The sequence below is a fragment of the Comamonas jiangduensis genome, assembly GCF_030162955.1.
Taxonomy (GTDB): Bacteria; Pseudomonadota; Gammaproteobacteria; order Burkholderiales; family Burkholderiaceae_C; genus Comamonas; species Comamonas jiangduensis.
Genome location: NZ_JARXOV010000004.1, coordinates 158932 through 184309, shown reverse-complemented (window position 1 = coordinate 184309; position 25378 = coordinate 158932). Strand labels below are relative to the sequence as shown.

The window sequence follows — 25378 nt, the reverse complement described above, 5'->3', positions numbered from 1 at the left end:
CGCTTCGGGCCACTACGTTTGACCGCGCCAGTCAGGCGAATCAAACACCGATGTTTTTCAGAACCGAAAGGCTGATTACTTAGCCTTAGGCTTCTTGGCACCGTACTTGGAACGGGCTTGCTTACGATCCTTGACGCCTTGCAGGTCCAAGGAACCGCGCACGATGTGGTAACGCACACCTGGCAAGTCCTTCACACGGCCGCCGCGCACCAGCACCACGCTGTGCTCTTGCAGGTTGTGGCCTTCACCGCCGATGTACGAAATCACTTCGAAACCGTTGGTCAAGCGAACCTTCGCCACCTTACGCAAAGCCGAGTTAGGCTTCTTAGGAGTGGTGGTGTACACACGGGTGCACACGCCACGGCGTTGGGGGCAGTTTTCCATAGCAGGGCTCTTGGATTTAACAACTTCGACCGTGCGGCCCTGGCGCACGAGTTGATTAATGGTTGGCATATATACGTCCCTAAACGTAAAAAACGAAAACGTGAAACCCTTCGGAATTTCCGAAAAGCCCTCGAATGTACCAGTTTGGAAAACCCGGGGCAAGTCACATGTGATTAAACGGTAGGCACTTTCTCAGAATGCGAAATTTGCCTACCTCCCAGGGTGCCGCCTTAGCGAATCCAGAGTCGAATGGTGTCCCACAGTCGGCTAAAGAATCCACCTTCTTCCACGCTTTCCAGCGCGAAGATGGGCATTTCTGCAGCCACTTGATCGGCCACCAACACCTTCAAAGTCCCCACCTGCTGGCCCTTGGTGATAGGAGCCATCAAAGGATCGGTGCGCACCACCTGGGTCGACACCTTGCCGGAGCTGCCCGAGGGCACCGTCACCACGGTGGCGCCTTCACGGCCAATCTTGAGCGTGCCTTGCGAGCCCTTCCAGATTTGCGCCACTTCCATAGCCTGCCCGGCATCAAACAGCTTCACGGCGTCGTAGGCGGTGTAGCCCCAGTTCAGCAGCTTCTGACTCTCGTTGGCGCGTGCGTTGTCCGAGGCAGCACCCAGCACGATGGAGAGCACACGGCGGCTACCCACATTGGGGATATCACGGTTGGCCGTGGCCACCAGGCAGTAGCCTGCCGCGTTGGTGTGACCAGTCTTCAGGCCATCCACCGTGGGATCGCGGAACAGCAAGGTATTGCGGTTGCGCCCGTTGGCCGCTGGTGTGCCTTCGTAGCGGTACTCCTTGATGGAGTAGTAGTGCGTGTACTCGGGGAAGTCACGCAGCAAGCGCATGGCCAAAATGGACAGGTCACGCGCCGTGGTGAAGTGGCCAGGCTCTGTCAGGCCTTCGGGGTTTTTGTAGCTGGTGCCGGTCATGCCCAGTGCTTTGGCCTGCTCATTCATCAGCCGCACAAAGTTTTCCTTGGTGCCACCGACACCTTCGGCCAGCGCCATGGTGGCGTCGTTGCCCGACTGCACGATCATGCCTTTGAGCAGATCTTCGACTGGCACTTGCATCTTGGGGTCGATGAACATGCGCGAGCCTGGCATCTTCCAGGCCATCTCGCTCACGGGCAGGCGCTGCTCCAGGGTGACCTTCTTGGCGCGCAGGGCGTCAAACACCAGGTATGCCGTCATCAGCTTGGTCAGCGATGCCGGCTCTACCGGCGCATCCACATCTTTGGAGGCCAGCACCTGGTTGGCGGTCACATCCACCAACATATACGTGTGTGCAGCAATCTCTGGGGGTTGCAGCTGCGCGATTTGTGCGTTCGCCCACAGGGGCGCCAAGGCCGCGGTCAATGCCAGCGTGCGCAAATTCTTCAAAACAGGCTTCATGAGCAACTCGGTTGGTCTACAAAATTTCAGTCGGTACAGCCCGCAGGCCCGCTGAGCGTTTTACAAGTGCGTGGCCGTCAGGTGGCGGGCCACCAGCCCTTTGAGCAAGGGCAATTGTCCGTGGAAGAAATGACCGCCAGCGGGCACAACTGTTACAGGCAGTGTCTGCGGGCGCGCCCAGTCCATGACGGATTGCAAAGGCACGGTGTCATCTGCTTCGCCATGCAGCACCAGGGTGCGGTCGTGCGCGGCAGCAGGTACGGGGGCGGGGTCAAAACGGCTGGCCGCCGTGCCCACCAGCACCACTTTCTCCACGCGCCCTTCGTCCCACAGTGCCTGCAGCACATGCGTGGTCACAAAGGCACCAAACGAAAACCCCGCCAGCGCCACCGCACCGGTGGGTGCCACTTGGCGCACCACTTCCAACATGTCTTGTGCCTCACCACGGCCCGCATCGTGCTCGCCCTGGCTGGCGCCGACACCGCGAAAGTTAAAGCGCACCACTTCCCAGCCGGTTTGCACAAAAGCACGCGCCAAAGTCTGCACCACTTTGTTGTCCATGGTGCCGCCAAACAGCGGGTGCGGGTGGGCGATGACCGCCACGCCCCGGGGTGTTCCCGCAGGGCGATCGCGCAAGGCTTCAATGAGGCCGGCCGCGCCGGTAAGGGTGAAGCGTTCAGTGTGAGCGTTCAATTGCAACCACCTATTTCATAGCTATTAGCGCTTGATAGACAAGCGCTAGAGGCCAAAAACACTTGTAATGGGGTGTAGGAGTCTGTTTCAGCGGCCAAGTTCCGGCGGCACCAACAAACGTTCCACCACCTGCCCGTTTTTGAGGTGCGACTCCACAATCTCGTCGATGTCCGCAGTATCCACAAAGGTGTACCACGTGCCTTCGGGGTAGACCACGGCCACGGGGCCGGCGGCGCAGCGGTCCAGGCAGCCTGCCTTGTTCACGCGCACCTGGCCTTTGCCCGCCAGGCCCGCATCTTTGATGGCGCGCTTGCAGTGGTCAAAGCCTTCCTTGGCGCCGTGCAGGTGGCAGCAGTCTTCGCCGTTGGGGCGCTCATTCAGACAAAAAAAGATATGGCGGCTGTAGTAGCCGGTGGGGGTGTTCTCACTCATGGTGCAAGCATTCTAGGATTGGGGCTGGCGCTGGGTCAGGCGCAATGCCACATACGCAAGCACGGCATAGGGCCAGACCCAGCCCAGCCATTGGCCCAATCCGTAAAACCGCATGAAGCGCCCCTGTTCCCAGGACTGCAGCGTGTCCGCAAAGTACGGGTTCAGCGGCGCCTGATTCAGCCAGTTGAGTTGCCACATCAGCACCAGCAGCAGCAGCACCGCGCACCAGCGGCGCGGCACCGGCAAGGCACACGCTGCCAGCAAGATGGCGGCCACCACGCCGGCTTGCGTGGGCAAGGTCAGCCACTCCCACGCATGCACGGGGCCATAGGCCATTGCCGAAGACAGCCCCGTGGCAGCCAGCCCGGCCAGCAAAACCACGGCCGCAAATACCGCACGGCGGCCCAGGTGCGCAATCAACATATAGCCCAGCAAGCACGGCGCCAGCAGCCCCAGCATGACGCACAGCATTTCAGCGCTGGGCATCAGCGGCACCAAGGGCTCTTCACGCAAGGGCAGCCAGTCCATGAAGGGCGTACCCTCCAGCCATACATCCAGCGTTTTGTCCAAACGCTCCAGCACCTGCCCCAAACCAAAAGGCAGCACCAGCGGAAACAGCAGTGACACGGGCCATAGCGCAATCAGCACCAGTCCGCCATGCGGCTGTTGGCCAAACCAGCGTTCGCGAAAGACGCTCCAGCGTGCCAGCAGCCCCCACCACTCCAGCGTCCAGGCCAGCAGCGCACCCAGCAACACGCCTGCTGCGTTGAGCACAAAGTCCATGTTGGAGGGCACCCGGCGCGGCAGGTAAATTTGCAAAAACTCCATGCACAGCGACAGGGCTGCCCCACCCAGCCATGCCACGGGAATCGCCCAGCCCCGCAAGCCGCTGCGCACACCCCCTAAGGTCAGCAAAAAACCTAGCGGCGCGTAGCCCAGCACATTGATATTGACGTCAAACCACGTCCAGTACGGCGGGGGCAACGAGGCTGTGACAAACACCGACGGCGCAATCCCTTGCGCACGCCAGCCCTCGAAGGGAAACAGGCTCGCAAAAACAATCAGTGCGGTGTACAGCATGGCCAGCGGCCACGCCGAAGTCTTGAACACAGGCAGCCCCTTTCCGTTTGGGCCCACGCGGTGGAAAAGTTAGAAAGGTTTGACAACCACCAAGATCACAATGACCGTGAGCAGCAGCACCGGCAGTTCGTTGTACCAGCGGAACCAGCGGTGGCTGTGCTGGCAGCTATCGGCCTGCAACTGGCGCAGCAGCACGGCGCAGCTGTAGTGGTAGCCCATGACGGCCAGCACCAGCAGCAACTTGGCATGCAGCCAGCCGCCAGCAAAGCCGTAACCCAGCCACAACCACAGACCCAGGCCCAGCGCGGGCACTGCCAAGATGGTGGTAAAGCGCAGCAGGCGCTGCGACATGCCGATCAAACGCTCGCGCTCCGCCACGGAACCGGGCGTCACCATGGCCAGATTCACGAAAATGCGCGGCAGATAAAACAGGCCGGCAAACCAGCTGGCCACGAAGACGATATGAAAAGCTTTAACCCACAACATGGGCACAGTGTAAGGCGCATGGCGGCGGCAAAAAAAAGCCCGGCACATACCGGGCTTTGAAAATCCTCAGTCAAGAGGCCTGCTCAGGGAGGTGAAGCAGGGAAAGCGGCGGGCCGCTCTCAGCAACCAAATCTATCTGTGCCCCCTGCCTGCGTACACAGGGCTATCCCCAAGCTGGGCGCGGATCCGGCCTAAGGTTTACCTGTATCAAGCGCTATCACTCGCATGCTTGCGCGGACAAGCGCACAATGGCGGCCATGCATCTGTCTAGCCCTACTCCTTTCCCACAAAGCCGTCCTCGTCGTTTGCGCCGCAATGCGTTCACCCGCAACTTGGTGCGAGAGAGTCAGCTGTCAGCCCATGACTTCATCTACCCTGTGTTTGTGCACGGAGGCAGCAACCGCCGTGAGGCCGTGGCGTCCATGCCGGGCGTGGACCGCCTGAGTCTGGATCTGCTGCTGCCCGTGGCCGAGGAATGCGTGAAGCTGGAGATCCCCTTCCTGGCGCTGTTCCCCGCGATTGATGCCAGCCTGAAAACGCCCGACGGCAAAGAAGCCCTCAACCCCGACGGCCTGATCCCCCGCGTGATCCGCGCGCTGAAGCAGGAATTCCCCCAACTGGGCGTGATGACCGACGTGGCACTGGATCCCTACACCAGCCACGGCCAGGACGGCATCCTGGATGAAACCGGCTACATCCTCAACGATGAGACCATGGAAGTACTGGTGGGCCAGGCCCTGAACCACGCCGAAGCAGGTGCCGACATGGTGGCCCCCAGCGACATGATGGACGGGCGCATTGGTGCCATCCGCGAAGCGCTGGAGCTGCAAGGCCACATTCATACCCAGATCATGGCCTACAGCGCCAAATACGCCAGCGCGTTCTACGGCCCCTTCCGCGATGCCGTGGGCACGCGCGGCGCCTTGGGCAAGGCCGACAAAAACGTCTACCAGATGGACCCCGCCAACTCCAACGAAGCCCTGCGCGAAGTGGCGCTGGACATCGCCGAGGGCGCGGACATGGTCATGGTCAAGCCCGGCATGCCGTATCTGGACGTGGTGCGCCGCGTCAAGGACGAATTCCAGGTGCCCACCTTTGCTTACCAGGTCAGCGGCGAATACGCCATGCTCAAGGCCGCGGCCGCCAACGGCTGGCTGGACCACGACGCCGTGATGATGGAATCGCTGCTGGCCTTCAAGCGCGCCGGGGCCGATGGCATCTTGACCTACTTCGCGATTGACGCTGCCAAAAAGCTGCGCGGCCTGTAAGCTCCAGCGATCCCTTCGCACCAGGCAGCCGCAGGGCTGCCTTTTTTATGCGCACCTTGTTTTGATAGCTGTCAGCGCTTGCGCCACAAGCGTTACCAGCCATTTTGAGCACCAACTCCATGCGTCTGCTGCTGATTCAGCCTTCCACCAAACTCGTGCAAGACCTGGGCACCTGGCCCGCAGACACCGCCAGTGCAGCGGCTTTACCGTCGCCACCCGCCCCCGGCAGCTTTTACTGGCTGTCGTGCGAGCGCACCGAGCTGGAGCGCCAACTGCCCGCCGTGCAAAGCCTGCTGCAACAGCTGTGCGGCACGCCGCTGCTGGATCTGCACATCTCCGACTTGCTCAATGCCCAGATTCCATCCACCTTCGACTACACCTCCGACTACGACGTGATGCTGTTTCGCCGGCTGGAAGGCGCAGCCCCCCCGACCCCACCAACGCCCACCCCCACCAACCTGCAGAACCTGGACACCGCCCCCGTTGGCTTTGCCGTATTTGACCCGCTGCTGTTCAGCGTGCACCCCGCAGACTGCCCGGTGCGCGCACAGCACCTGCAGCGCCTGCTCACCCCCAGCACCGCGCCGGAAAAACGCAGCACGGCCAACAGCCGCCTGCCTGCCAGCAGCGCCGACCTGATGCTGCGCCAGCTGGACCTGATGGTGGACGGCTTTCTCAGCCTGCGCCGCGACATGGCCAGGCAGATGGAGCAGTGGCAGATGGCCCTGCTCAACCCCAACTCGCGCTTTCACGACTGGAGCAAGGTGTTGCAGGCGCAGCTGGGCCTGCACCAGCTCAATGAAATCTGTGAAGACCAGCGCGCCGCCGTGCAGGACTGGATCGACGCGCTGGAGAGTTGGCCCGAGGAAAATGAGACGGCCGAGCGCCGCGCGCGCGAGCTGCTGCGCGTGCGCTCGCGCGACGTGCTGGAGCACATTGAGCGCGTCAGCCACCACGTGCATCGCATGGAGCAAAGTGCCGAAGCCGCTTTGCAGATGCACTTCTCGGCCCAAAGCAACCGCGCCAACGACATCATGCGCACGCTGACCACCTTGACCGCCATCTTCCTGCCGCTGAACCTGATTGCCGCCGTGTTCGGCATGAACTTTGATGTGCTGCCGCTGGTGCACGCAGAAGACGGTTTCTGGTGGGCCATGGGCGCCATGGCCTTGATTGGCGCGGCCTTGCTGGTGTTCTTCCTGCGCCGCCGCTACATTGAGCGCGACAGTCTGCTGGGAGAAAACACCTGACTTGGTGCCATCAAAACCAGAGCGGCCTGTGCTTGCAATTGCTTGTTTTCCTTAGGTTTGTATATGGAAAGCACGCAGACATGAGCAGAAGCAGCTCTTGTTTTTGAAAACCCAGCAGCGGCAATCAACCCAGGTGCTGATCGAAGAATGCCAGCGTGCGGTCTTTGGCCTGGATGGCGCTGATCTGGTCAAAGCTGGCGCGCTGGTCACAGTTAAAGCCGTGGTCGGCTTCATAGACATGCACCTGTACCTCGGGGTGCAGGGCGCTGAAGGCCATCACGCTCTCGATGGAGATGTGCGCATCGCGCGCGCCAAAATGCGCCAGCACCGGCACCAAGGGCGTGCGCAGCACCTCCGGCTCCACCGTCATGCCGCCGCCGTAGTAGCACACCACTGCGCCCAACTCGTCCACCAGATTGGCGGCCCGCCACGTCAGCAGCCCGCCCCAGCAAAAGCCCACCATGCCCACCTTCTGGCCGCCCACACGCTGCTGCGCCCACTGCGCGGCCGCGCGCACATCTTGCAGCACGCCCTCATCGGGCAAGGCCTCTGCAGCGGCTTTCAGGGCCTTGCCACGGGCCATGCTTTCGGCGTCATAGCCCAGTTGCACATCCGCCTCCAGCCGCGTGAACAGCGCCGGTGCAATCGCCAAAAAACCACGGGCCGCCATGCGATCGGTCACATTGCGGATATGGGCATTCACCCCAAAAATCTCCTGCGCCACGACCAGCGCGCCCCGCACCGGCCCGTCGGGCTGCGCCACCCATGCGGGAATTTCCGTGCCATCTGCTGCCGTTAGCTGTACAAACTGACCCATGCTTGCTTCTCCTGATTGTGGTGCGGCGCTGCCCCGACGCCTTCAAGGCTCTATAGACTTCGTCCATTGCGCAGGCGACTTTAAGCATTCTGCGTTCCACGTCCGCTCTTATTTTTCGCAGGCCTAGACTCCCCATGGATTTGAAACCGCTCATCACCTTGGTCGCCATCGTCAATCCGCTGGCCATCGTGCCGTTTTTTATCCACTACACCGAGGGTTTTGATGCCGCCCAGCGCGCACAAACCATTCGCACTGCCGCCTTCAGCGCCTTTGTGGTAATTGCAGCGTGCGCGCTCATCGGATTGCAGGTGCTGGACTTTTTCAACATCTCGCTGCAAAGCTTTCAGGTTGGCGGTGGGCTGCTGCTGCTCATCAGCGCCATGAATATGCTCAACGCGCGCCCTGCCGAAGACCGCCGCCCTGAAGACACCCTGGAAGCCGGTGCCGAAAAGGCCGCCATGGGCAACAGCATTGCCGTGGTGCCGCTCACCATCCCGCTGCTGACGGGGCCTGCGGCCATGTCTACGGTGGTGATTTATGCCGATCAAGCCGCCACCTTCTGGCAGCATTTGGCGCTGGTGGGTTATGGGGTGGTGGTAGCCGCCGCCGTGTGGGCCAGCTTTTCCATGGCAGAGCCGATTGCCCGCGTATTGGGCAAAACCGGTATCAACGTGATGACACGGTTAATGGGCCTGATTTTGGCCGCCCTGGCGGTGGAAGTGATGGCGGGCGGGCTGATGAAAATTTTCCCGGTTCTGGCCGGGTAAAGCCGCTGTACAGCGCCGCTGCTCCACCAGACTGCAGTTGCCGCTGCGGTCTGGATGCTTGAAAGCAAGCAACGGGAGGTTGGCAGTGGGCCGGTTTACAGCGCTGCCTGCGCCACTTTGTCCGCTTGCTCGGCGTGCTGATCGTGGTCCTGGGGGGTGGAACATGCGCCACCGCAGCCGCTGATCAGCGCTGGCGGCAACGCCTGTGCGTTGCTGACGACACCAGAGACGGGGTCAAACCCCACGCTGTCCATGTGCTGTGCCAGCGCCGCATCCATGGTCTGCGCGTGGTAGCTGAACCAGGAGGCCAGCTCCGGCGTCATGCCGCGAATCATGGAGGCATCGCCTTCGGCATAGCGTTTGCCGCCTTCGCGCATGATTTCCAGCACCACCTTGTGCTGCGTTGCGTGGCAGTTGCCGACGGAAAAGCCCGTGGCCACCATCCAGCGGTCTTCCTGACCAAAGTGCGCCTCAGTGTGCGCAATCAGCGCTTGCCACAAGCTGCCCAGCTGCTCGTTGTCTGCGCTTTCCACGGCGGCCAACAGCTCGACAAATTCTTTGTGCGTTTCATCCATGGCTGGAACGTTCAGCACCAAGTCTGCGCTCCACTCAAGTGTTGCCATAGTGCAACTCCTTTGTTATATGGGTTGTTTCAATGGGCGTCAGCTTAGGGTTGACAGTTCTTAAGGATTTGCGTCACATCAAAGTCCGCCCAGCACAAGGCATTGCCTTACACCAGTGTTTTGCCCAACGCAAAAAAGCCCCGACAAGCGGGGCTGCAAAGCGCGCATGCGGCGTATGCGCTAAGGTTTGGCGGGCACGGCTTGCTGCAGCCATTGCTGCAGCTGCCCCCCCACGGCATCCACGGCCTGCGACAAGGCTTGGGCGCCCCCTGCGGCATTGGCTGCGCCAGCGGGTTGGCGCACCTCAAACACCTGCTGCGCCAGCAAGACATCACCGCGTGGCGCGGGATCGACCAAGGTGGCGCGAATGCGCACCCAGCCCACGCTGTCACGGGTGCTGCTAAACACCTGGCTGAATTCTTCCAGCGACAGGCTCAGCACCGGCACGGACCGCCCCTGCACCAGCGGCGGCAATTCCCCGGGCTGCGCCGACAACACCACGCGCCCGCCTTGACTCAAATGCTCACGCAAACGCTGTTGCACCATTTGCGCAGGTTGCAGACTCCAGCGGGCCTGGGCATAGGTGCGCAGCTCCTGGGCATCGGCGTAGGCCAGCCGGTAGCGCAGCCCCGTGCTGCCTTCAACTTGCAGCGGCGCCTGTATCTGCGCCAGCGCAATCGGTTGCAATGGCGCGCTGGCAGCCACCAGCGCAGGGGCTGCGCCGAGGTCATAGCGCACCAGCGCCTGCGGGGGGCTGGGCAAATTGCTGCAGCCCGCCAAGAACAGTGCGACGGCACCAGCCGCCCACCACGATTTTTTGTAGAAGTGCATGTGCATCGCGCGTGACCTCATGGTGCTGGTTGGGGTGCCACAAAGCCGGGCTCACCCGGGCCGGGCTTGCCGCTGACGCCATAGAGCAAAGACTGCGGGTTGTCGCCAATCCCCGCCGCCGCACTGCCCATACGGCGTGCGGCAGAAGACACGTCGCTGGCAGCCTGGCTGATGCCTGGCAACGTGGCCCGGTCCAACCGATCGGCCGCACGCGCCATGCCCTGGGTGCTGGCCGTGATTTGTTCCAGCGCGCCGCCGGGGCCTTGGATGGCCACGGCTATGGTGCGCACATCCTGGGCCAGCGCCCCGGCTTCATTGCCTGCGCGCTCCATGGCTTGCATGGCTTTGCGCGCATCCTGAGCCAAGCCCGGGAACTCTTGCACCGCAGGCACCACCTGTTCGCGCAAGGTGGTATTCATGGCCCGCGTGACTGCGCTCACATTGCCTGCAGCATCCGACAAGTTGCCCAGCAAACTGCTGAAGCGCTCCTGGTTCTCATCGCCCAGCAGTTGATTGATGCGTTTGGTGGCCTCATCCACCTTGCTCAAAATGGTCATGCCCTGGTCTGCCAGCACACTCAAGGGCGAGGATTTCATGGGCAAACGCGGCAAGTCGCTGGCACCGTGGGGCAGCTCAGCCATTGGCTCGGTCACATCATCGAGCTGGATGTGCGCAATCCCCGTCACCCCCTGGTAGCCCAGCATGGCGTACGTGCCGGTGGTGGACACGGGTGCTTTGCTATCGACCGCAATCCGGATCAGCACATTGCCTTTTTGCACATCGTCAAAGGTAATGTCAGTCACCTTGCCCACAGCCACACCTTTGTAGCGCACCGTGGCCTGGTTTTGCAGACCGCTGATGGTGTCCGATGTCGACAGCTCATAGAGTTGGTACTCATGGCGATCGCGCGTCAGCCACAGGGCAACGCCCGCCAGCAATACGGCCAGCGCCAGCACAAAGGTGCCAGCCGCCATGGCGTGTGATTTGTTTTCCATGCTTAATGCTCTCCCACCGGGGCGGGTGCCATCGCTCTGCGACCGCGTTCGCCCTGAAAGAAAGTTTCAATAAAGGGGTGCTGAAACTGCGCCACCTCCCGCGGCGTGCCCGTCACCAGCACGCGTTTTTCGGCCAGCACCGCGACGCGGCTGGACAAGGCAAACAAGGTGTCCAGGTCATGCGTCACCATGATCACGGTCAACCCCAGCTCGGCATGCAAGTCACGCAGCAGTGCGCAAAACTCATCCGAACTGGTGGGGTCCAGCCCCGCCGTGGGTTCATCCAGCAGCAGCAGCGGCGGGTCCATGATGAGTGCCCGCGCCAGCGCAACACGCTTGACCATACCGCCCGACAAATCTGCAGGCATGCGCATGGCATGCTCCGGCTTGAGGCCCACCATCTGCAGCTTGATCATGGCAGCCGCATCCACCATCGCATCCGGCAGGGTGCCCTGCTCACGCAGCGCAAAGCCAATGTTTTCCAGCACATTGAAGGCGGAATACAGCGCGCCGTGCTGAAACAGCATGCCCACCCGCGCCGCCGCACCTTCTTGGCACAGCTCTGCCGCCGGCCGGCCCAAGGTGGTCACCGTGCCTTTACCCGGGTGCAGCAAGCCCAAAATCTGGCGCAGCAGCACTGTTTTCCCTGTGCCAGAGCCGCCCACAATAGACAGCATTTCGCCCCGGTACACCGTCAAATCCAGGTCTTGGTGCACCGCAAAAGCTTTGTCGCCCTCGCCAAAGATACTCCACAGCTTGTCGACCACGACGACCGGTTCAGTGTTGTGTGTGCGCTCCATGGCTCAGAACCCCACATCCTTGAAGGCGATGGCAAACATCGCGTCCACCAAAATCACCATGGTGATGGAGGACACCACCGATGCCGTCGTGCCTTGCCCCAAGCTTTGGGTATTTGGTTTCACGCGCAGGCCCCAGTGGCAGCCGATCAAGGCGATGAACACGCCAAACACCACCGACTTGGCCACCGCCAACACCAAATTGCCAATTTGCACGGCATTGGGCAAGGCCTCCCAGAAATACGCGGCAGAAATACCCATGGTCGCATCCGCTGCCAGCATGCCGCCGCCCAGCGCGGCCAGCGTGGTCCACAAGCTGATCAAGGGCATGGCCACGGCCAACGCCATGGCACGGGGCATGACCAGCCTGAAGCCGTGGCGAATACCCATGACTTGCATGGCGTCCAGCTCTTCGGTTACACGCATCACGCCAATCTGCGCCGTGATGGCGGAGCCGGAACGCCCGGCCACCAAAATGGCAGCCAGCAAGGGGCCCAATTCCCGGATCAGCGAGATGCCCAGAATGTCCACAATAAAGGCTTCTGCGCCAAACTGCCGCAGCTGCAGTGCCATCAAGTAGGCCAGCACCACCCCAATCAGAAAACCCACCAGCGCTGTAATCGGCAGCGCCGTTGCACCCATGCTGTAGAGGTGCCCTGAAAAATCCCGCCACGGGCCTTTGCGCGGGTTGCGCAGCAAATGCCCCAAGTCCAGGGCCAGCTGGCCAATCAGCTGCACCAAGTGCTGGAAATGACCCAGCGCCCGCAACACCAGCAACCCCAGTTGGTTGATATGCCCCATCCAGCCCAGTGCCGGGGCCTCGGGCACGGGGGCCTGCTGGAATGCCGCAATGCGCGCCAGCATGGCTTTTTGCGCATCGCTGGCTTGGAGCCTGGCGGGCCATGCTTGCTGCCAGTGGTTCCACAGCAACTGTGCGCCAATGTGGTCCAGCCATTCCAGCTGTGCTAAATCCCAGCCTTGATCGGCACCCGCAGGATGCCTGCGCAAGGCTTTTTGTACCGCCTCCCAGTTCGCACGCTGCCCCAATTCCGCGGCACCCCAGCGCCCCTGCAACTGCACCCACGCACCCTCTGGGGTCGAGGTGGGGTGAAGGCGAGGGGTGCTGTCTTTCATAGTGCGGGAGAGAGCCAAGTTGCCTCAAGCTTACAAGCTTTCTGCGCCGACGCCGAAGGTTCAGCGCCAGCACGCCTGTCAGCCAGGGCTGCACACCCCGTGACAAAGTAAGCCATGGACTACACGCTTTCCCTATCGACAGGCGGCACCAGCCCTCCAAAATGCTTGCTGCGGCCCCACCCCGGAGGCTTGTTGACAAGCGCACACCATGAGCGAAACCACATTCGACTACATCATTATTGGGGGCGGAACCGCAGGTGCTTTGCTCTGCAACCGCCTGAGCGCAGACCGCAATGTGCGCGTGCTGCTGCTGGAAGCAGGGCGCAAAGACGACTACCACTGGATCCACATTCCGGTCGGGTATCTGCACTGCATTGGCAACCCCCGCACCGACTGGCTATACCAGACAGAACCCGACGCTGGCCTCAACGGCCGCAGCCTGCGCTACCCGCGCGGCAAGACGCTGGGTGGCTGCTCCAGCATCAACGGCATGATTTACATGCGCGGCCAGGCTCGCGACTACAACCAGTGGGCCCAGCTGACCGGCGATGACGCCTGGACCTGGGACAACGTGCTGCCCGCATTCAAGCGGCATGAAAGCCACTGGCGACTGGATGAAGGCCAGCCCCACGACGCCAGCTTTGCTGCGCTGCACGGCAGCAAGGGCGAATGGCGCGTTGAAAAACAGCGACTGCGCTGGGACATCTTGGATGCGTTTGCGCAAGCCGCGCAGCAAGCGGGCATTCCCGCCACCCCCGACTTCAACACCGGCAGCAACGAAGGCGTGGGCTACTTTGAGGTCAACCAAAAAGACGGTCTGCGCTGGAACACCGCCAAAGCCTTTTTGCGGCCCAAGTGCTATGGCCGCCCCAATTTTGAGATGTGGACCTCGGCCCAGGCCATGCGCCTGATCACCGAAAAGCAGGCCGATGGCTCGGTGCGCTGCACCGGCGTGAATGTGTGGACGGGTGACGGCATGGAGCACGTCACCGCCACCGAAGAGGTGATTGTGTGTGCGGGCGCCATCAACTCGCCCCAATTGCTGCAGCTGTCGGGCATTGGCCCGGCCGATTTGCTGCACGCCAAGGGCATTCCGGTGGTGCACGACCTGCCCGGCGTCGGCGCCAACTTGCAAGACCATCTGCAAATTCGCTCGGTCTACAAAGTCAGCGATGCAACCACCCTCAACACTTTGGCGGCCACCCGCTGGGGCAAGCTGCGCATTGGCTGGGAATACCTGCTGCACCGCACCGGGCCCATGAGCATGGCGCCCTCGCAACTGGGGGCGTTCACCCGCAGCCGCCCGGAGCTGGAGCACCCCAATTTGCAATACCACGTGCAGCCGCTGTCGCTGGACGCGTTTGGTGAGCCATTGCACGGCTTCCCCGCGTTCACCGCCAGCGTCTGCAACCTCAACCCCACCAGCCGCGGCACGGTGCACATCCGCAGCCCCAACTTTGAAGATGCGCCCAGCATTGCGCCCAATTACCTGAGCACCGCCGAAGACCAGCGCGTGGCCGCCGAGAGCCTGCGCGTCACGCGCCGCATCGTCAGCCAATCTGCGCTGGCGCGCTACCAGCCGCAAGAATTCAAGCCCGGGGTGCAATACCAAACCGATGAAGAGCTGATCCGCCTGGCGGGCGACATTGCCACTACCATCTTCCACCCCGTAGGCACCACCAAAATGGGGCGCAACACCGACCCCATGGCCGTGCTGGACAGCCACCTGCGCGTGCGCGGCATACAGGCGCTGCGCGTGGTGGATGCCGGGGCCATGCCCACCATCACCAGTGGCAACACCAACAGCCCCACGCTGATGCTGGCCGAAAAAGCTGCGCAATGGATCCGCGCCGACCACAAAGCACGCCACGGCCTCAACGCCGCAGCACCCGCCCGCGCGCAGCCCGTGCCACAGCCAGACGCCGAGGCCGCTTCGCTTACGCTCTAAACAAAAAAGAGAGCTACCAGCGTACGTGTTTGCTTGGTTTTGATATGAAAACTATTCAAAACCCAGCAATAACAAGCGCTAGCAGCTCTCTTTTTATTTATTAATTGCCCCGAGCCTTCCACTACCCCGCCGCATGCCAGGCCAGCGGGGCACAACGGCGCCCCTGCGCGACACGGCCCATACCTGATGGCCCATCGCCCGCACAACGCCAGCCAGTCCAGGTGCTGCCAACACGGCCTTGGGCTTAGCGCAGCCGTCCAATGTAGCGCCCCGCATCCTCCGAAGTTAGCTCCGGCGCAGACGGCGGCGCCCCGGCCTGCAGCCCACGCAGCGGGGGCAGGCGTTCCTGCAGGGGCATTGCCTGCGGCCCTTGCGCAGCGGGTGCGCCGATGTGGGCTTCCAGCTTTGCCGCCAGCGCTGCCAGTGCGGCATCCCCCTCTTCGTGGGCACAGGCCCGCGCCACACGCACCACTTCGCGGGCATAGGCATCGTTGACCGCCATCCAGTCGGTATCGGTCACCCGCCCCGCTTTGCGGCGCAGGGCCACATGCAAATGCGCCGCCACGGCCATGCGTTCATTGCTGCTCATCGCTCCACTCCTTGCTCGGTCATGCGCTGGCCATCACGGGCCAAGGTGTTCGCGGTGCTGGCTGATGTCCAGCCCCTGCTGCTCGTCGGGCAGCTCCACGCGCACCGGTAGGAATCGATCCGTCACCCACATCAGCACGCAGGTAGCCGCAAAACTAAAGGCTGCCACGGCCACCACCGCCACGGCTTGCGCCAGCACATTGCCTTGCACGCCAGCAATGGTGCTGCTGGCCAGCAGCCCGGTCAGGATGGCGCCCACCATGCCGCCCAAACCGTGCACACCAAACACGTCCAGCGCATCATCAGCGCCCAGCCAGCGCTTGAACCCCGTGGCGCCCCAGTAGCAAACCAGACCGGCCACCGCCCCAATGCCCAGGCCCGCCCCCATGCCCACATAGCCTGCCGCCGGCGTGACGGCCACCAGCCCCGCAACCAGGCCCGAGCACAGCCCCAGCAGCGATGCACGGCGGTGCAGCAACCACTCGCCCGCTGCCCAGCCCAAGGCGCCCCCCGCCGCTGCCAAATGGGTGACCACCATGGCCAATGCAGCACGCCCATCGGCGGCCAGGGCCGAGCCCCCGTTAAAACCAAACCAGCCTACCCACAGCAAGCATGCGCCCAGCATGGTCCAGCCCAGGTTGTAGGGCTGAAAGGCTTCTTTGCCATAGCCGTCGCGCTTGCCCAAATAGCAGGCACACGCCAGCCCCGCCGCACCCGCATTCACGTGCACCACCGTGCCCCCTGCAAAATCCAGCGCGCCCATGCGGGCCAGCCAGCCCCCGGGCTCCCACACCCAGTGCGCCACGGGCACATACACCAGCAGGCTCCACAGCGCCATGAACAGCATCAGCGCACCAAAGCGCATGCGCTCCACCAAGGCGCCCACGATCAAGGCGGCCGTGATGATGGCAAACGTGAGCTGAAACAAGGCATAGGCCGCCTCGGGAATGTGCGGCGCCATGGGGCTGACGGCCACCTGCTGCGCCACCAACTGGTAGTCCAGCCCGCCAAACCACCAGCGATCCAGCCCACCCAGCCAGCGCGTGCCGGGCGTCAGCGCCAGCGAATAGCCCACCGCAAACCACACCACACTGACCACACAGGCGGTGCCCAGCACCGCCGCCAGCGTGCTCAGCACATTCTTGCGCCGCACCATGCCTGCATAAAACAGCGCCACACCGGGCAAGGTCATCAACAGCACCAGCGTGGCCGACACCAGCACCCATGCGGTGTCGGCAGCGTGCATCTGCGCCAAGCCCACCAGTTGCTGCGCCTGCACCGCCTGCGGCAAAGCCAGCCATACACCCCACCCCCACCGCCTACACAGTTTGCTGCGCATCTGCATGTCGACCTCTCCCGTGGATTTTTGGTGCAGGCCACCAAGCACAAGCCGTGCCTGCGCAAAGCAGGCGTGCATGCCACCACGTAAAGCAATCTCAACTAATGCTTGTCAGACACCGCACCCGCTCCTTGCGGGAAATCCCCGATGCACCATCCCGAAGCAAGGCTTACATTGACCCCACTCTAGCGCGCACCAAGGTGTGGCAGCACGGAGGGCCCGAGGAGACAACTCGATCCACAACCAGACCAATATCTACAAAGCATCCACCAATGAGATGCCTTTCCAAAGCGCCGGCACCCCCGGCGCTTTTTGTTTGGGCAAGTGACAGCTTGGGGCAACCAGCCAGCGCACAATGCAGCCCATCATGGAATGGATCTTTGTTTCTCTGGCTTCGGCCCTCGCAGGTTTTGTGGATGCCATCGTGGGCGGTGGCGGGCTGATTCTGGTGCCCGCCATGTTTGCTGCTTTCCCCCACGCCGCGCCTGCCACCTTGTTTGGCACCAACAAAAGCGCAGCCGTCTGGGGCACGGCCATGTCCACCTGGCAATACAGCCGCCGCATCTCCATCACCTGGGCCACGATCACGCCGGGCATCGTGGCCGCAGGGGTGGGCGCTTTTGTTGGCGCATGGGCGGTGACGCTGGTCAACCCCGACTTTTTGCGCAAGCTGCTGCCCTTTATCTTGCTGGGCGTGCTGCTCTACACACTGGCCAAAAAAGAGCTGGGCCGCGACCACGCCCCCCGCCACAGCGTGCGCGCCACGCAGTGGCTCACCGCAGGCATTGGTCTGGTGATTGGGTTTTATGACGGCTTTTTTGGCCCCGGCACGGGCAGTTTTTTTGTGTTTTTGCTGGTGCGTCTGCTGGGCTATGACTTTTTGAATGCCTCCATCAACGCCAAGCTGATGAACGTCACCACCAACATCGCCGCGATTGCCCTGTTTGCGCTCAAAGGCCATGTCTGGTGGCACTTTGCCGTACCGCTGGCGGTGGCCAACGTGCTGGGCAGTGTGCTGGGCACCTGGATGGCCCTGCGCCACGGCGCGGGCTTTGTGCGCGTGATTTTCATCGTGGTGGTGGGCCTGCTGATTCTCAAAACCGGCTGGGATGCCTTTGGCGCTTAGCCCGCTGCACGGCGCGACTGGGCATAAAGCCATCGGGGCTGCTCCAGCGCCCTTCTGCATCAACGAAGGCTGACTTCTATAATCACGCGCTGCTTTCGCCCTCAGGCCACCCCGTTTCGGTGCATTCAGCACCGTTGGTCGGGTGGCACAGCGGGCATCTTGTGCCCTGCTGTGGCCCCTATGTTTCCGCGCCGCGTGGTGCGTGCGGAGGCTCCAAACCCTTGGAGCCGGGGGCCGGACCCTGCGACTGTCTCCAGGAACTTCTCATGAAACGCATTTCCGTGATCGCCGCTGCCGCATTGGCAGTATTGGCTGCTACTGGTGCCCACGCCCGTAGCTTGGACGCCATCCAAAAGGACGGCACCCTCCGTGTGGCCACCGAGGGCTATTACGCCCCTTTTGCCTACTTTGAAGGCAAGAAGCTGACCGGCTTTGAAGTGGACTTGACCGAGCTGATGACCCAGAAGATGGGCCTGAAGCTGGAGTGGAAGACCATTTCTTTCGACGCGCTGCTCACCGGCCTCAAGCAAGACCGCTGGGATCTGGTCATCTCCTCGCACGGCATCACGCCCGAGCGTGAAAAAGCCGTCACCTTCACCCTGCCCCACTACTGCTCGGGCGCGCAGGTGATCTCTACCGACGCTGCCATCCAAGGCGCCAAGGACCTGAGCGGCAAGACCGTATCGGCCCAAACTGGCACCACCTACCTGGAGTACGTGCAAAAGAACGTAGCCGGTGTGAAGCGCGTGGTGAACTTCCCCACCAACGAAGCGGCCATGAACGCGCTGATGACCAAGCGCGCCGATGCGTGGGTGACCGAGCGTTTCCTGGCCAAGGAAATGCTGCAAAAAAACCCCAAGATCAAGTTCCACCAGGGCGAGTTGCTGTTTGTGGAAAAGATTGCCGCTGCCGTCGCCAAGGACAACCAGCCGCTGGCGGACGCGTGGAACAAGGCGTTTACCGAGTCCTTGAAGGACGGCAGCTACGCCAAGATTTCGCAAAAGTGGTTCCAGGAAGACATTCGTTGCCCTGACTAAACCTGCGAAGTGGCAGTGGGCAGGCGCGCCAGCATGGCGCTGCCGCGCCCCTGCCAACGCCCTGCCACCGCTGGCAGGGCGTTTTTTGTTTCACCAACCCCGTTTTTCTTATGCTTACCGCCCTTTGGCCCTCCCACTGGAGCCGTCCACAGCGCAGCAATGCCACCCTCATCACCGCCTTGCTGCTGATGGTGGTGGTCGTGTCCTTGCTGGGTGACTTGCTCAGCCTGATGCCCGAACCGATCGGGGACCACGCGGCCGAATTTGCCGAAGGCGCGCGCACCACGCTGTACCTGACCCTCATCAGCGGCGCTGTCGGCCTGCTGCTGGGTGTGTTCGCCGCGCTGGCACGCACCTCGGGCAATGCGTTGTTGCGCAGCGTCTCTGGCGCCTACATCTGGATCATTCGCGGCACGCCGCTGCTGGTGCAGATTCTGTTCATGTACTTTGCGCTGCCCGTGCTGGTGCCGTGGCTGAGCCTGCCGGACTTTGCCGCCGCCTGCGTGGCCTTGTCGCTCAACGTGGGCGCCTACAACGCCGAAGCTGTGCGCGCGGGCCTGAACGCCGTGCCCCGTGGCCAGGCCGAAGCGGCCCGCGCCCTGGGCCTGCCCAAAAGCCGCGTGTTTCTGGACGTGGTGTTCCCCCAGGCGTTCAAGATTTCGCTGCCCCCGCTGGTGAGCAATTTTGTCGCCTTGCTCAAGGACTCATCGCTGGCCTACGCGATTGGTGTGGTGGAGCTGACCAATGTGGGCAACCGCATCCAGTCGGCCACCTTCCAGCCCGTCGAGACCCTGGTCACCGTGGGCATCACCTACTTGGTGCTGACCACGCTGGTCACCCAGGTCACCGACGCCATCGAGTACCGCTTTGATGTGGAGGGCCGCCAGAAATGAACGCCACCTGCAATACCCGCATTCCTTACATCGTTTGCGAGAACGTCACCAAAAGCTTTGGCAGCCACCAAGTGCTCCAGGGCGTCTCCACCGCGTTCAGCAAAGGCGAAGTGACGGTCATCATCGGCGCTTCCGGCTCGGGCAAATCCACGCTGCTGCGCGCGCTGAACCGCTTGGAGCCGCACGACGGCGGAACCATCACCATCGACGGCGTACCTGTCACCGACCATGAAGCCACGCTGCAAAAGCAGCGCTGCGAAGTGGGCATGGTGTTCCAGCAGTTCAACCTGTTTGGCCACATGACGGTGCTGGACAACATTACCCTGGCGCCGCGGCGCATTCACAAAACCCCGCGCGCCACGGCCAATGCCAAAGCGCTGCAGCTGCTCGAGCGCGTGGGCATGCAAGACCATGCGCACAAATATCCGTGGCAGCTGTCCGGTGGCCAGCAGCAGCGCGTGGCGATTGCCCGTGCGCTGGCCATGGAGCCGCAGGTGATGCTGTTTGACGAACCCACCAGTGCGCTCGACCCCGAGATGGTGCAGGAGGTGCTGGAAGTCATGCGCGGACTGGCCCAAAGCGGCATGACCATGATCGTGGTCACCCACGAGATGGGCTTTGCCCGCGAAGTGGCCGACCGCGTGATGTTCTTTGACCAAGGCTGCATCGCTCACGAAGCGCCCCCGGCCGAATTCTTTGCCCGCCCCGCCAACGAGCGTATCGCCGCCTTCATTGGTCGCGTGGCACACTAGGCGCTGTTTTCACACCGCCCTGCGGCTTATCAAACTAAGGAGCTATCAGCGCCCGTGTTTCAAGGGTTTGAGCATTCTTGAATGCTCAAACACAGAAAACACCAGCGCTGGCAGCTCCCTTTTTTTACGTCTGTTATTGGCACATGCGTACCGAACGTTGGGGCCTTGTCGCCCTGCTCACCGTCACCGTGGTCTGGGGCACCACCTTTCCTGCGATGAAGCAGCTCACCGCCGACCTGAGCGCGCTGCAGATCATCTGGCTGCGCTTTGGCATCGCGGCCGTGGTGCTGCTGCCGCTGTGGCGGGGCCTGCGCCGCGCAGAGCTGCGCTGGGGGCTAGGCCTGGGCGTGCTGAACTTTGTCGCTTTCTGGCTGCAAATTGAAGGTCTGCAGCACACCACCAGCAACCGCAACGCGTTTGTGACGGGGCTGAATGTGCTGATCGTGCCGCTGCTGGCCTGGCTGCTGCTGCGCCGCCGCACGGGCTGGCACATCTGGGCAGCCTGTGCACTGGCCGTGGCTGGCATGTGCCTGATGTTTTTTGAAGACGCGCCGTGGAACTGGGGCGACACGCTGACGCTGTGCAGCGCCGTGGTCTACGCCCTCTACATTTTGGCCATGGAAGCCGCCGCGCTGCGCAACCAGGCAGCGCCCTTGCGGGCGCCGCGCATGGCCGCTGCGCTGGCAGGGTCGATGTGGGCCTGCACCACGCTGATGCTGCTGGTACAGCCGCAAGGCATGGTGCAGCTGTATGCCCAGGCCACCGCGCTGCCTGGCAGCGGCTGGGTGGCGATCGTTTACCTGGGCTTGATGGCCAGCGCCCTGGTCGTCGTCTTGCAGGCGTGGGGCCAGCAGTATGTGGACGCCATGCGCAGCGCGATTGTGTTTGGGCTGGAGCCGGTGTTTGCCGCGCTCACCGCGTGGTGGCTGATTGGTGAGCGCATGGGCCTGGTCGCCCTGTGCGGTGCCGCGTTGATGGTGGTGGCCCTGATTTTCAGCCAGTACGCGCCGCCGCCACCTCGCACTGCGCGCCAGCGCGGCGGGCCAGCCCGGGTGAACGCGCCCAGCACTTAGCGGCGCTGAGGGCGCCACCGCTCGCGCAGCGCCTTAATCCTCAACTTCCGGCTCGGCCCCCGCAGGAGCGGCCAGCTCCGGCGCACGCGGCGCGGCCACGTCGCCCCCACTGAGGTTCTCCAGCACGCGGGCAGCGCCCACACCGGGCAGGGCCATGCGCTCGTACCGGGCCATCATGGCCTGGCCGCTGCGTGGCGTACCGATAGGGCGCCCCACCTGCCCTTTGCGCACTGCTGCCATGTCTTCTTCGCTGGGGTACTGATCCAGCAGCCAGTAATCAAACACCCGGCGCGCGATAGGGGCCGCAGCGGCAGCGCCAAAACCGGCGTTTTCCACAATCAGTGCAACGGCAATCTTGGGGTTTTCGGCCGGGGCATAGGCGATGTACAGCGAGTGATCGCGCTGGTGTTCGGCCAGCTTGGCGGCGTTGTACTTTTCTTTCTGGCCGACCGTGACCGCCTGGGCCGTACCGGTTTTCCCCGCCGAGGTGTAGGGTGCACCACCGAACACAAAGCGCGACGTGCCCTCCACCGTGACCGCCGCCAGCGCGCTGCGCACGGCTTCCACGTGCTCAGGCTTGTAGCCCATGGAGGTGCCTTCTTCGCGGTACAGCGGCTTGAACTGGCGGCTTACGGCATCGACCGTGCCCTTGCCCAGATGCGGGGTATGCTGAATGCCGTGGTTGGCCAGCATGGACGTGGCATACGCCAGCTGCACCATGGTGAAGTGGTTGTAGCCCTGGCCAATGCCCAGCGAGATGGTTTCGCCCGCATACCACTTCTTTTGCTCGGGGCGCTTGTAGGTGTTGCGCTTCCACTCGGTGCTGGGCAGCACGCCGCGGCCCTCGCCCACCAAGTCAATCCCGGTCTGGCGGCCAAAGCCCATGGGCGACAGATACTCGTGGATGGTGTCCACCCCCATGTCATTGGCCAGCATGTAGTAGTACACATTGGACGACTTGATGATGGAGCGGCGCAGATTGGTCGGGCCGTTGGGGTGGCCCGAGCGGAAGGTATGGCCTCCAAACGTCCAGCTGCCGCTGTCCTGGATGGTGGTTTCAATCTTGCGCTTGCCCGACTCCAGCCCCGCAATCGCCATAAAAGGCTTGTAGGTAGAGCCCGGTGGGTAGGTGCCGCGCAGCGCACGGTTGAGCAAGGGGCGGTCGATGGAGTTGTTGAGAAAATCCCAGTTTTCCTGGTCAATGCCGTCCACGAACAGGTTCAAGTCATAGCCAGGCTTGCTCACCATGGCCAGCACTTCGCCGTTGCGCGGGTCCATGGCCACCAGCGCACCACGGCGCTCGCCGTACAGGTCTTCCACCAGCTTTTGCAGCCCCACATCCAGGCTCAGCACCACGGTGTCCCCGGGCGTGGCGGGGCGGCTGTTGAGGCGGCGCACCGCATAGCCACCGGCCGTGGTTTCCAGCTGCTCCCACCCCGTGGTGCCGTGCAGCTGTTTTTCGTAGCTTTGCTCAATGCCCAGCTTGCCAATCACCTCGGTGCCCCGGTAGTTGGCATAGTCATCGCTGTCTTCCAGCGCCTCTTGTTCGCGCTGGTTGATGCGGCCGATATAGCCCACCACATGGCCCGCCACATCTTCCAGCGGGTAATTGCGGAAAAAGCGGGCCTTGATATCCACCCCGGGAAAGCGCCAGCGCTGCGCGGTAAAGCGCGCCACTTCCTCATCGCTCAAGCGGCTGCGCAAAGGAATCGATTCAAAGCGCTTGGAGTCGTCCATCAACCGCTTGAACTTGCGCCGGTCGCGGGGGGTGATTTCCACCAGTTGCGACAGCTCATCGATGGTGGCCTCCAGATCCGGCACCTTGGAGCGCGTAATCTCCAGCGTGTAGGCGGAGTAGTTGGTGGCCAGCACAATGCCGTTGCGATCCAGAATCTGCCCCCGGTTGGGCACGATGGGCACCACCGCCGTGCGGTTGCTCTCGGCACGCTCGGCAAAGCTGTCGTGGCGTACCACTTGCAGCACAAACAAGCGGTAGAGCAGCACACCAAACATGAGCAGCACCACCAAGGCCACCACGGCAATGCGCACACGAAATTTGTAAAGCTCCGCTTCGCTGTTACGGACTTCGAAGCCGCTCATGCCAGCTCCTTCCAATCAGGGGCACACCGCGGACAACGCATCGCGCCCGCCTTACAAAGGACGGTTGCTGTCAGCATCGGGCGCACGGCGCTGGGGCGCCAGCAAGATCGCACTCACAAGGGGCCACAGCACCATCTCCAGCACCGGGGCCAGCGCAATGCTGAATCCGGGGAACATTCCGCCGGCCAACATGCGAATGAGCATTTGCAGCACATGGGCTGCGGCAAACACGGGCAGCAGCTGCAGCGCCTGCGTCAGCGGTGAAAACCACATCATGCGGCGGCTAAAGCGTTGCGAAAAATAAACCACCAGCACATAAGTGAGCGCATGCTGACCCAGCAAGGCGGTCTGCTGCACATCCACCCCCAGCCCCAGCAAAAACGCCACACTCATCGGCATGCGATGGGGGTGGTGCATGGCCCAGAACATCAGCACCAGCATCAGCAAATCGGGCATCCACACAAAGCCCCCCAGCGGCAGCAGGCTCAGCAAAAACACCAGCGCCACGCTAAAGGCAATAAAAGCCGGGCGCACCGGCATCAGCAGTTGCTGACCACGCGGCATGATCATCGTTGACCTCCTGCACCGGGCAAATTGGCCTTGCCCAAGGCTCGGCGCTGGGCGGACTTATCTTCGCGCTGCTGCTTGGTTTCGGCCTCTGAAGGCGCAATGGGCGCCGCATCGGGCGAATGCTGGGCCTTCACCATGTTCAGCGGCGTCAGCACCATCACATGGCGGGCGCCATCCAGGCGGGCAATCGGCTCACAGTAAATCCGCATAAAAGGCGACTGAGCGCGGCGCTCCACCTGCACCACCCGTGCAACTGGCAGCCCCGCAAGGTAGACCCCGTCCACACCGCTGGTGACCAGCTCATCCCCCACCAGAATGTCGGCATCGTTGGACAGGAAGCGCAGCTCCATGCTGTCGGTGCGCAAATTGGAGGCGTCACCATATGCCACGCTGCGCACGCCGGTGCGCGCCACCATCACCGGGATGGCCTGGTCGCGGTCAGACAGCAAGGTCACTTCACTGGAAAACGGTTGCACCCGGGTCACTTGACCCAGCACCCCCAAATCATCCAGCACAGGGCTGCCCGCCTCAATCCCGGCAACCTGTCCTTTGTCCAGCACCACGCGGCGGGTGTAGCTATCGGGGGTTTCGTACATCACCTCCGCCGCCACCGTATCTACCGTCAAGCGCGGGCGCAACTGCAGCAAATCGCGCAGTTGCTGGTTTTCTTCGTGCAAACGCTCGGCCTCGTGGGCTTTGAGCATCATGGCAGTCATTGCCTGGCGAGACGCTACCGCTTCGTTTTGCGCCTTTGCCAGATCTTCAAAATACGACTGCCCGCTGGCGAGCCACTCCACGGGCTGCATCACTGCCCACTGCAGCGGAAACAGCACCGCCGAGACGGCCTGGCGCAAGGGCTCGGTAATCTTCAAACGCGCATCAGCCAGCATCAGCACCAGGGCTACGGCGCTGAACACCAGCACCCGGGTGCCGGCAGACACACTGTGTTTGAACGAGGAAGGCGCGTCGCGCTCTAAGGTTCTCAAGCTCATGGT

26 protein-coding genes are annotated in these 25378 nt (G+C 62.6%); 9 read left to right on the top strand and 17 right to left on the bottom strand.

The features are described 5' to 3' along the window. Positions 1-75 precede the first annotated feature (75 nt). The 6 genes from rpsL to QEP12_RS05080 form a co-directional block, all read right to left on the bottom strand. A complete protein-coding gene (rpsL, locus tag QEP12_RS05105; protein WP_003059441.1) occupies positions 76-453 on the bottom strand; it encodes a 30S ribosomal protein S12 in 378 nt (125 codons plus the stop codon). Positions 454-614: 161 nt separating this feature from the next. Then, a complete protein-coding gene (locus QEP12_RS05100; RefSeq protein ID WP_284213567.1) occupies positions 615-1784 on the bottom strand; it encodes a D-alanyl-D-alanine carboxypeptidase family protein in 1170 nt (389 codons plus the stop codon). A 60-nt stretch (positions 1785-1844) separates the two neighbouring features. Continuing rightward, complete coding sequence (locus QEP12_RS05095; RefSeq protein WP_174862190.1) at positions 1845-2477, bottom strand: alpha/beta hydrolase; 633 nt, start codon at positions 2475-2477, stop codon at positions 1845-1847. Between the two features lie 87 nt (positions 2478-2564). Then, complete coding sequence (locus tag QEP12_RS05090; protein ID WP_174862189.1) at positions 2565-2909, bottom strand: (2Fe-2S) ferredoxin domain-containing protein; 345 nt, start codon at positions 2907-2909, stop codon at positions 2565-2567. Positions 2910-2921: 12 nt separating this feature from the next. Continuing rightward, on the bottom strand, positions 2922-4019 hold the full coding sequence (locus tag QEP12_RS05085) for a VanZ family protein (RefSeq protein WP_246253893.1): 1098 nt from the start codon (positions 4017-4019) through the stop codon (positions 2922-2924). A gap of 39 nt (positions 4020-4058) precedes the next feature. Beyond that, positions 4059-4475: a CopD family protein gene (locus tag QEP12_RS05080; protein WP_174862205.1), complete on the bottom strand. Its 417-nt coding sequence runs from the start codon at positions 4473-4475 to the stop codon at positions 4059-4061. Positions 4476-4732: 257 nt separating this feature from the next. Here QEP12_RS05080 and hemB point away from each other — a divergent pair, with 257 nt between their 5' ends. Together hemB and QEP12_RS05070 are read left to right on the top strand one after the other, a co-directional pair. Further along, positions 4733-5743: a porphobilinogen synthase gene (gene hemB / locus QEP12_RS05075; protein WP_284213566.1), complete on the top strand. Its 1011-nt coding sequence runs from the start codon at positions 4733-4735 to the stop codon at positions 5741-5743. Between the two features lie 119 nt (positions 5744-5862). Then, positions 5863-6993, top strand: coding sequence for a magnesium transporter CorA family protein (locus QEP12_RS05070; protein ID WP_423119301.1), 1131 nt, complete (start codon positions 5863-5865; stop codon positions 6991-6993). 124 nt (positions 6994-7117) lie between these two features. Here QEP12_RS05070 and QEP12_RS05065 read toward each other — a convergent pair whose 3' ends face one another. After that, complete coding sequence (locus QEP12_RS05065; RefSeq protein ID WP_219163506.1) at positions 7118-7810, bottom strand: dienelactone hydrolase family protein; 693 nt, start codon at positions 7808-7810, stop codon at positions 7118-7120. A gap of 134 nt (positions 7811-7944) precedes the next feature. Between QEP12_RS05065 and QEP12_RS05060 the strand changes: the two genes are divergently transcribed. Continuing rightward, the gene (locus tag QEP12_RS05060; RefSeq protein WP_174862188.1) at positions 7945-8577 is read left to right on the top strand and encodes a MarC family protein; all 633 of its coding nucleotides are present in this window, start codon (positions 7945-7947) and stop codon (positions 8575-8577) included. A 95-nt stretch (positions 8578-8672) separates the two neighbouring features. On the opposite strand, the gene QEP12_RS05055 is transcribed toward QEP12_RS05060, so the two are convergent. The 5 genes from QEP12_RS05055 to QEP12_RS05035 form a co-directional block, all read right to left on the bottom strand. Beyond that, positions 8673-9200, bottom strand: a complete 528-nt coding sequence (locus tag QEP12_RS05055) for a hemerythrin domain-containing protein (protein ID WP_174862187.1) — start codon at positions 9198-9200, stop codon at positions 8673-8675. 180 nt (positions 9201-9380) lie between these two features. Then, positions 9381-10037, bottom strand: coding sequence for an ABC-type transport auxiliary lipoprotein family protein (locus QEP12_RS05050; protein WP_284213564.1), 657 nt, complete (start codon positions 10035-10037; stop codon positions 9381-9383). An 11-nt stretch (positions 10038-10048) separates the two neighbouring features. Beyond that, positions 10049-11026, bottom strand: a complete 978-nt coding sequence (locus QEP12_RS05045; RefSeq protein WP_219163504.1) for an MlaD family protein — start codon at positions 11024-11026, stop codon at positions 10049-10051. 2 nt (positions 11027-11028) lie between these two features. Next, positions 11029-11826 carry an ABC transporter ATP-binding protein gene (locus QEP12_RS05040; protein WP_284213563.1) on the bottom strand — a complete coding sequence of 266 codons (798 nt, stop codon included), beginning with the start codon at positions 11824-11826 and terminating at the stop codon, positions 11029-11031. 3 nt (positions 11827-11829) lie between these two features. After that, the gene (locus QEP12_RS05035; RefSeq protein ID WP_174862185.1) at positions 11830-12957 is read right to left on the bottom strand and encodes an MlaE family ABC transporter permease; all 1128 of its coding nucleotides are present in this window, start codon (positions 12955-12957) and stop codon (positions 11830-11832) included. A 208-nt stretch (positions 12958-13165) separates the two neighbouring features. Here QEP12_RS05035 and QEP12_RS05030 point away from each other — a divergent pair, with 208 nt between their 5' ends. Next, entirely contained in the window at positions 13166-14905 is a 1740-nt protein-coding gene (locus tag QEP12_RS05030) for a GMC family oxidoreductase (protein WP_284213562.1), read from the top strand. Positions 14906-15149: 244 nt separating this feature from the next. On the opposite strand, the gene QEP12_RS05025 is transcribed toward QEP12_RS05030, so the two are convergent. Together QEP12_RS05025 and QEP12_RS05020 are read right to left on the bottom strand one after the other, a co-directional pair. Continuing rightward, complete coding sequence (locus QEP12_RS05025; RefSeq protein WP_284213561.1) at positions 15150-15494, bottom strand: hypothetical protein; 345 nt, start codon at positions 15492-15494, stop codon at positions 15150-15152. 33 nt (positions 15495-15527) lie between these two features. Beyond that, positions 15528-16832: an ammonium transporter gene (locus QEP12_RS05020; protein ID WP_431308063.1), complete on the bottom strand. Its 1305-nt coding sequence runs from the start codon at positions 16830-16832 to the stop codon at positions 15528-15530. Positions 16833-17199: 367 nt separating this feature from the next. On the opposite strand from QEP12_RS05020, the gene QEP12_RS05015 reads away from it, so the two are divergent. The 5 genes from QEP12_RS05015 (at position 17200) to QEP12_RS04995 (ending at position 21713) form a co-directional block, all read left to right on the top strand. Continuing rightward, entirely contained in the window at positions 17200-17958 is a 759-nt protein-coding gene (locus tag QEP12_RS05015; protein ID WP_284213559.1) for a sulfite exporter TauE/SafE family protein, read from the top strand. Between the two features lie 266 nt (positions 17959-18224). After that, on the top strand, positions 18225-18995 hold the full coding sequence (locus tag QEP12_RS05010; RefSeq protein WP_284213558.1) for an ABC transporter substrate-binding protein: 771 nt from the start codon (positions 18225-18227) through the stop codon (positions 18993-18995). 110 nt (positions 18996-19105) lie between these two features. Beyond that, a complete protein-coding gene (locus tag QEP12_RS05005; RefSeq protein WP_284213557.1) occupies positions 19106-19888 on the top strand; it encodes an amino acid ABC transporter permease in 783 nt (260 codons plus the stop codon). Further along, positions 19885-20640, top strand: a complete 756-nt coding sequence (locus tag QEP12_RS05000; RefSeq protein ID WP_174862180.1) for an amino acid ABC transporter ATP-binding protein — start codon at positions 19885-19887, stop codon at positions 20638-20640. The genes QEP12_RS05005 and QEP12_RS05000 overlap by 4 nt, the downstream gene beginning before the upstream one ends. 143 nt (positions 20641-20783) lie before the next feature. Beyond that, positions 20784-21713, top strand: coding sequence for a DMT family transporter (locus QEP12_RS04995; RefSeq protein ID WP_174862179.1), 930 nt, complete (start codon positions 20784-20786; stop codon positions 21711-21713). A 33-nt stretch (positions 21714-21746) separates the two neighbouring features. On the opposite strand, the gene mrdA is transcribed toward QEP12_RS04995, so the two are convergent. From mrdA to mreC, 3 genes are read right to left on the bottom strand one after another with little or no spacing between them, the layout of a single operon-like run. After that, on the bottom strand, positions 21747-23813 hold the full coding sequence (gene mrdA, locus QEP12_RS04990; RefSeq protein ID WP_284213556.1) for a penicillin-binding protein 2: 2067 nt from the start codon (positions 23811-23813) through the stop codon (positions 21747-21749). Between the two features lie 51 nt (positions 23814-23864). Next, positions 23865-24383: a rod shape-determining protein MreD gene (gene mreD, locus QEP12_RS04985; protein ID WP_174862178.1), complete on the bottom strand. Its 519-nt coding sequence runs from the start codon at positions 24381-24383 to the stop codon at positions 23865-23867. Further along, positions 24380-25375, bottom strand: a complete 996-nt coding sequence (gene mreC / locus QEP12_RS04980; protein WP_284213555.1) for a rod shape-determining protein MreC — start codon at positions 25373-25375, stop codon at positions 24380-24382. Before mreC ends, mreD begins: the two co-directional genes overlap by 4 nt. Between the last annotated feature and the right edge of the window lie 3 nt (positions 25376-25378).

Bases quoted from the DNA above. Each gene is read 5' to 3' on its own strand.
- rpsL (WP_003059441.1), bottom strand. From the start codon at position 453: ATGCCAACCATTAATCAACTCGTGCGCCAGGGCCGCACGGTCGAAGTT.
- QEP12_RS05100 (WP_284213567.1), bottom strand. From the start codon at position 1,784: ATGAAGCCTGTTTTGAAGAATTTGCGCACGCTGGCATTGACCGCGGCC.
- QEP12_RS05090 (WP_174862189.1), bottom strand. From the start codon at position 2,909: ATGAGTGAGAACACCCCCACCGGCTACTACAGCCGCCATATCTTTTTT.
- QEP12_RS05080 (WP_174862205.1), bottom strand. From the start codon at position 4,475: ATGTTGTGGGTTAAAGCTTTTCATATCGTCTTCGTGGCCAGCTGGTTT.
- hemB (WP_284213566.1), top strand. From the start codon at position 4,733: ATGCATCTGTCTAGCCCTACTCCTTTCCCACAAAGCCGTCCTCGTCGT.
- QEP12_RS05070 (WP_423119301.1), top strand. From the start codon at position 5,863: ATGCGTCTGCTGCTGATTCAGCCTTCCACCAAACTCGTGCAAGACCTG.
- QEP12_RS05065 (WP_219163506.1), bottom strand. From the start codon at position 7,810: ATGGGTCAGTTTGTACAGCTAACGGCAGCAGATGGCACGGAAATTCCC.
- QEP12_RS05060 (WP_174862188.1), top strand. From the start codon at position 7,945: ATGGATTTGAAACCGCTCATCACCTTGGTCGCCATCGTCAATCCGCTG.
- QEP12_RS05055 (WP_174862187.1), bottom strand. From the start codon at position 9,200: ATGGCAACACTTGAGTGGAGCGCAGACTTGGTGCTGAACGTTCCAGCC.
- QEP12_RS05050 (WP_284213564.1), bottom strand. From the start codon at position 10,037: ATGCACATGCACTTCTACAAAAAATCGTGGTGGGCGGCTGGTGCCGTC.
- QEP12_RS05045 (WP_219163504.1), bottom strand. From the start codon at position 11,026: ATGGAAAACAAATCACACGCCATGGCGGCTGGCACCTTTGTGCTGGCG.
- QEP12_RS05040 (WP_284213563.1), bottom strand. From the start codon at position 11,826: ATGGAGCGCACACACAACACTGAACCGGTCGTCGTGGTCGACAAGCTG.
- QEP12_RS05035 (WP_174862185.1), bottom strand. From the start codon at position 12,957: ATGAAAGACAGCACCCCTCGCCTTCACCCCACCTCGACCCCAGAGGGT.
- QEP12_RS05030 (WP_284213562.1), top strand. From the start codon at position 13,166: ATGAGCGAAACCACATTCGACTACATCATTATTGGGGGCGGAACCGCA.
- QEP12_RS05025 (WP_284213561.1), bottom strand. From the start codon at position 15,494: ATGAGCAGCAATGAACGCATGGCCGTGGCGGCGCATTTGCATGTGGCC.
- QEP12_RS05020 (WP_431308063.1), bottom strand. From the start codon at position 16,832: ATGCGCAGCAAACTGTGTAGGCGGTGGGGGTGGGGTGTATGGCTGGCT.
- QEP12_RS05015 (WP_284213559.1), top strand. From the start codon at position 17,200: ATGGAATGGATCTTTGTTTCTCTGGCTTCGGCCCTCGCAGGTTTTGTG.
- QEP12_RS05010 (WP_284213558.1), top strand. From the start codon at position 18,225: ATGAAACGCATTTCCGTGATCGCCGCTGCCGCATTGGCAGTATTGGCT.
- QEP12_RS05005 (WP_284213557.1), top strand. From the start codon at position 19,106: ATGCTTACCGCCCTTTGGCCCTCCCACTGGAGCCGTCCACAGCGCAGC.
- QEP12_RS05000 (WP_174862180.1), top strand. From the start codon at position 19,885: ATGAACGCCACCTGCAATACCCGCATTCCTTACATCGTTTGCGAGAAC.
- QEP12_RS04995 (WP_174862179.1), top strand. From the start codon at position 20,784: ATGCGTACCGAACGTTGGGGCCTTGTCGCCCTGCTCACCGTCACCGTG.
- mrdA (WP_284213556.1), bottom strand. From the start codon at position 23,813: ATGAGCGGCTTCGAAGTCCGTAACAGCGAAGCGGAGCTTTACAAATTT.
- mreD (WP_174862178.1), bottom strand. From the start codon at position 24,383: ATGATCATGCCGCGTGGTCAGCAACTGCTGATGCCGGTGCGCCCGGCT.
- mreC (WP_284213555.1), bottom strand. From the start codon at position 25,375: ATGAGCTTGAGAACCTTAGAGCGCGACGCGCCTTCCTCGTTCAAACAC.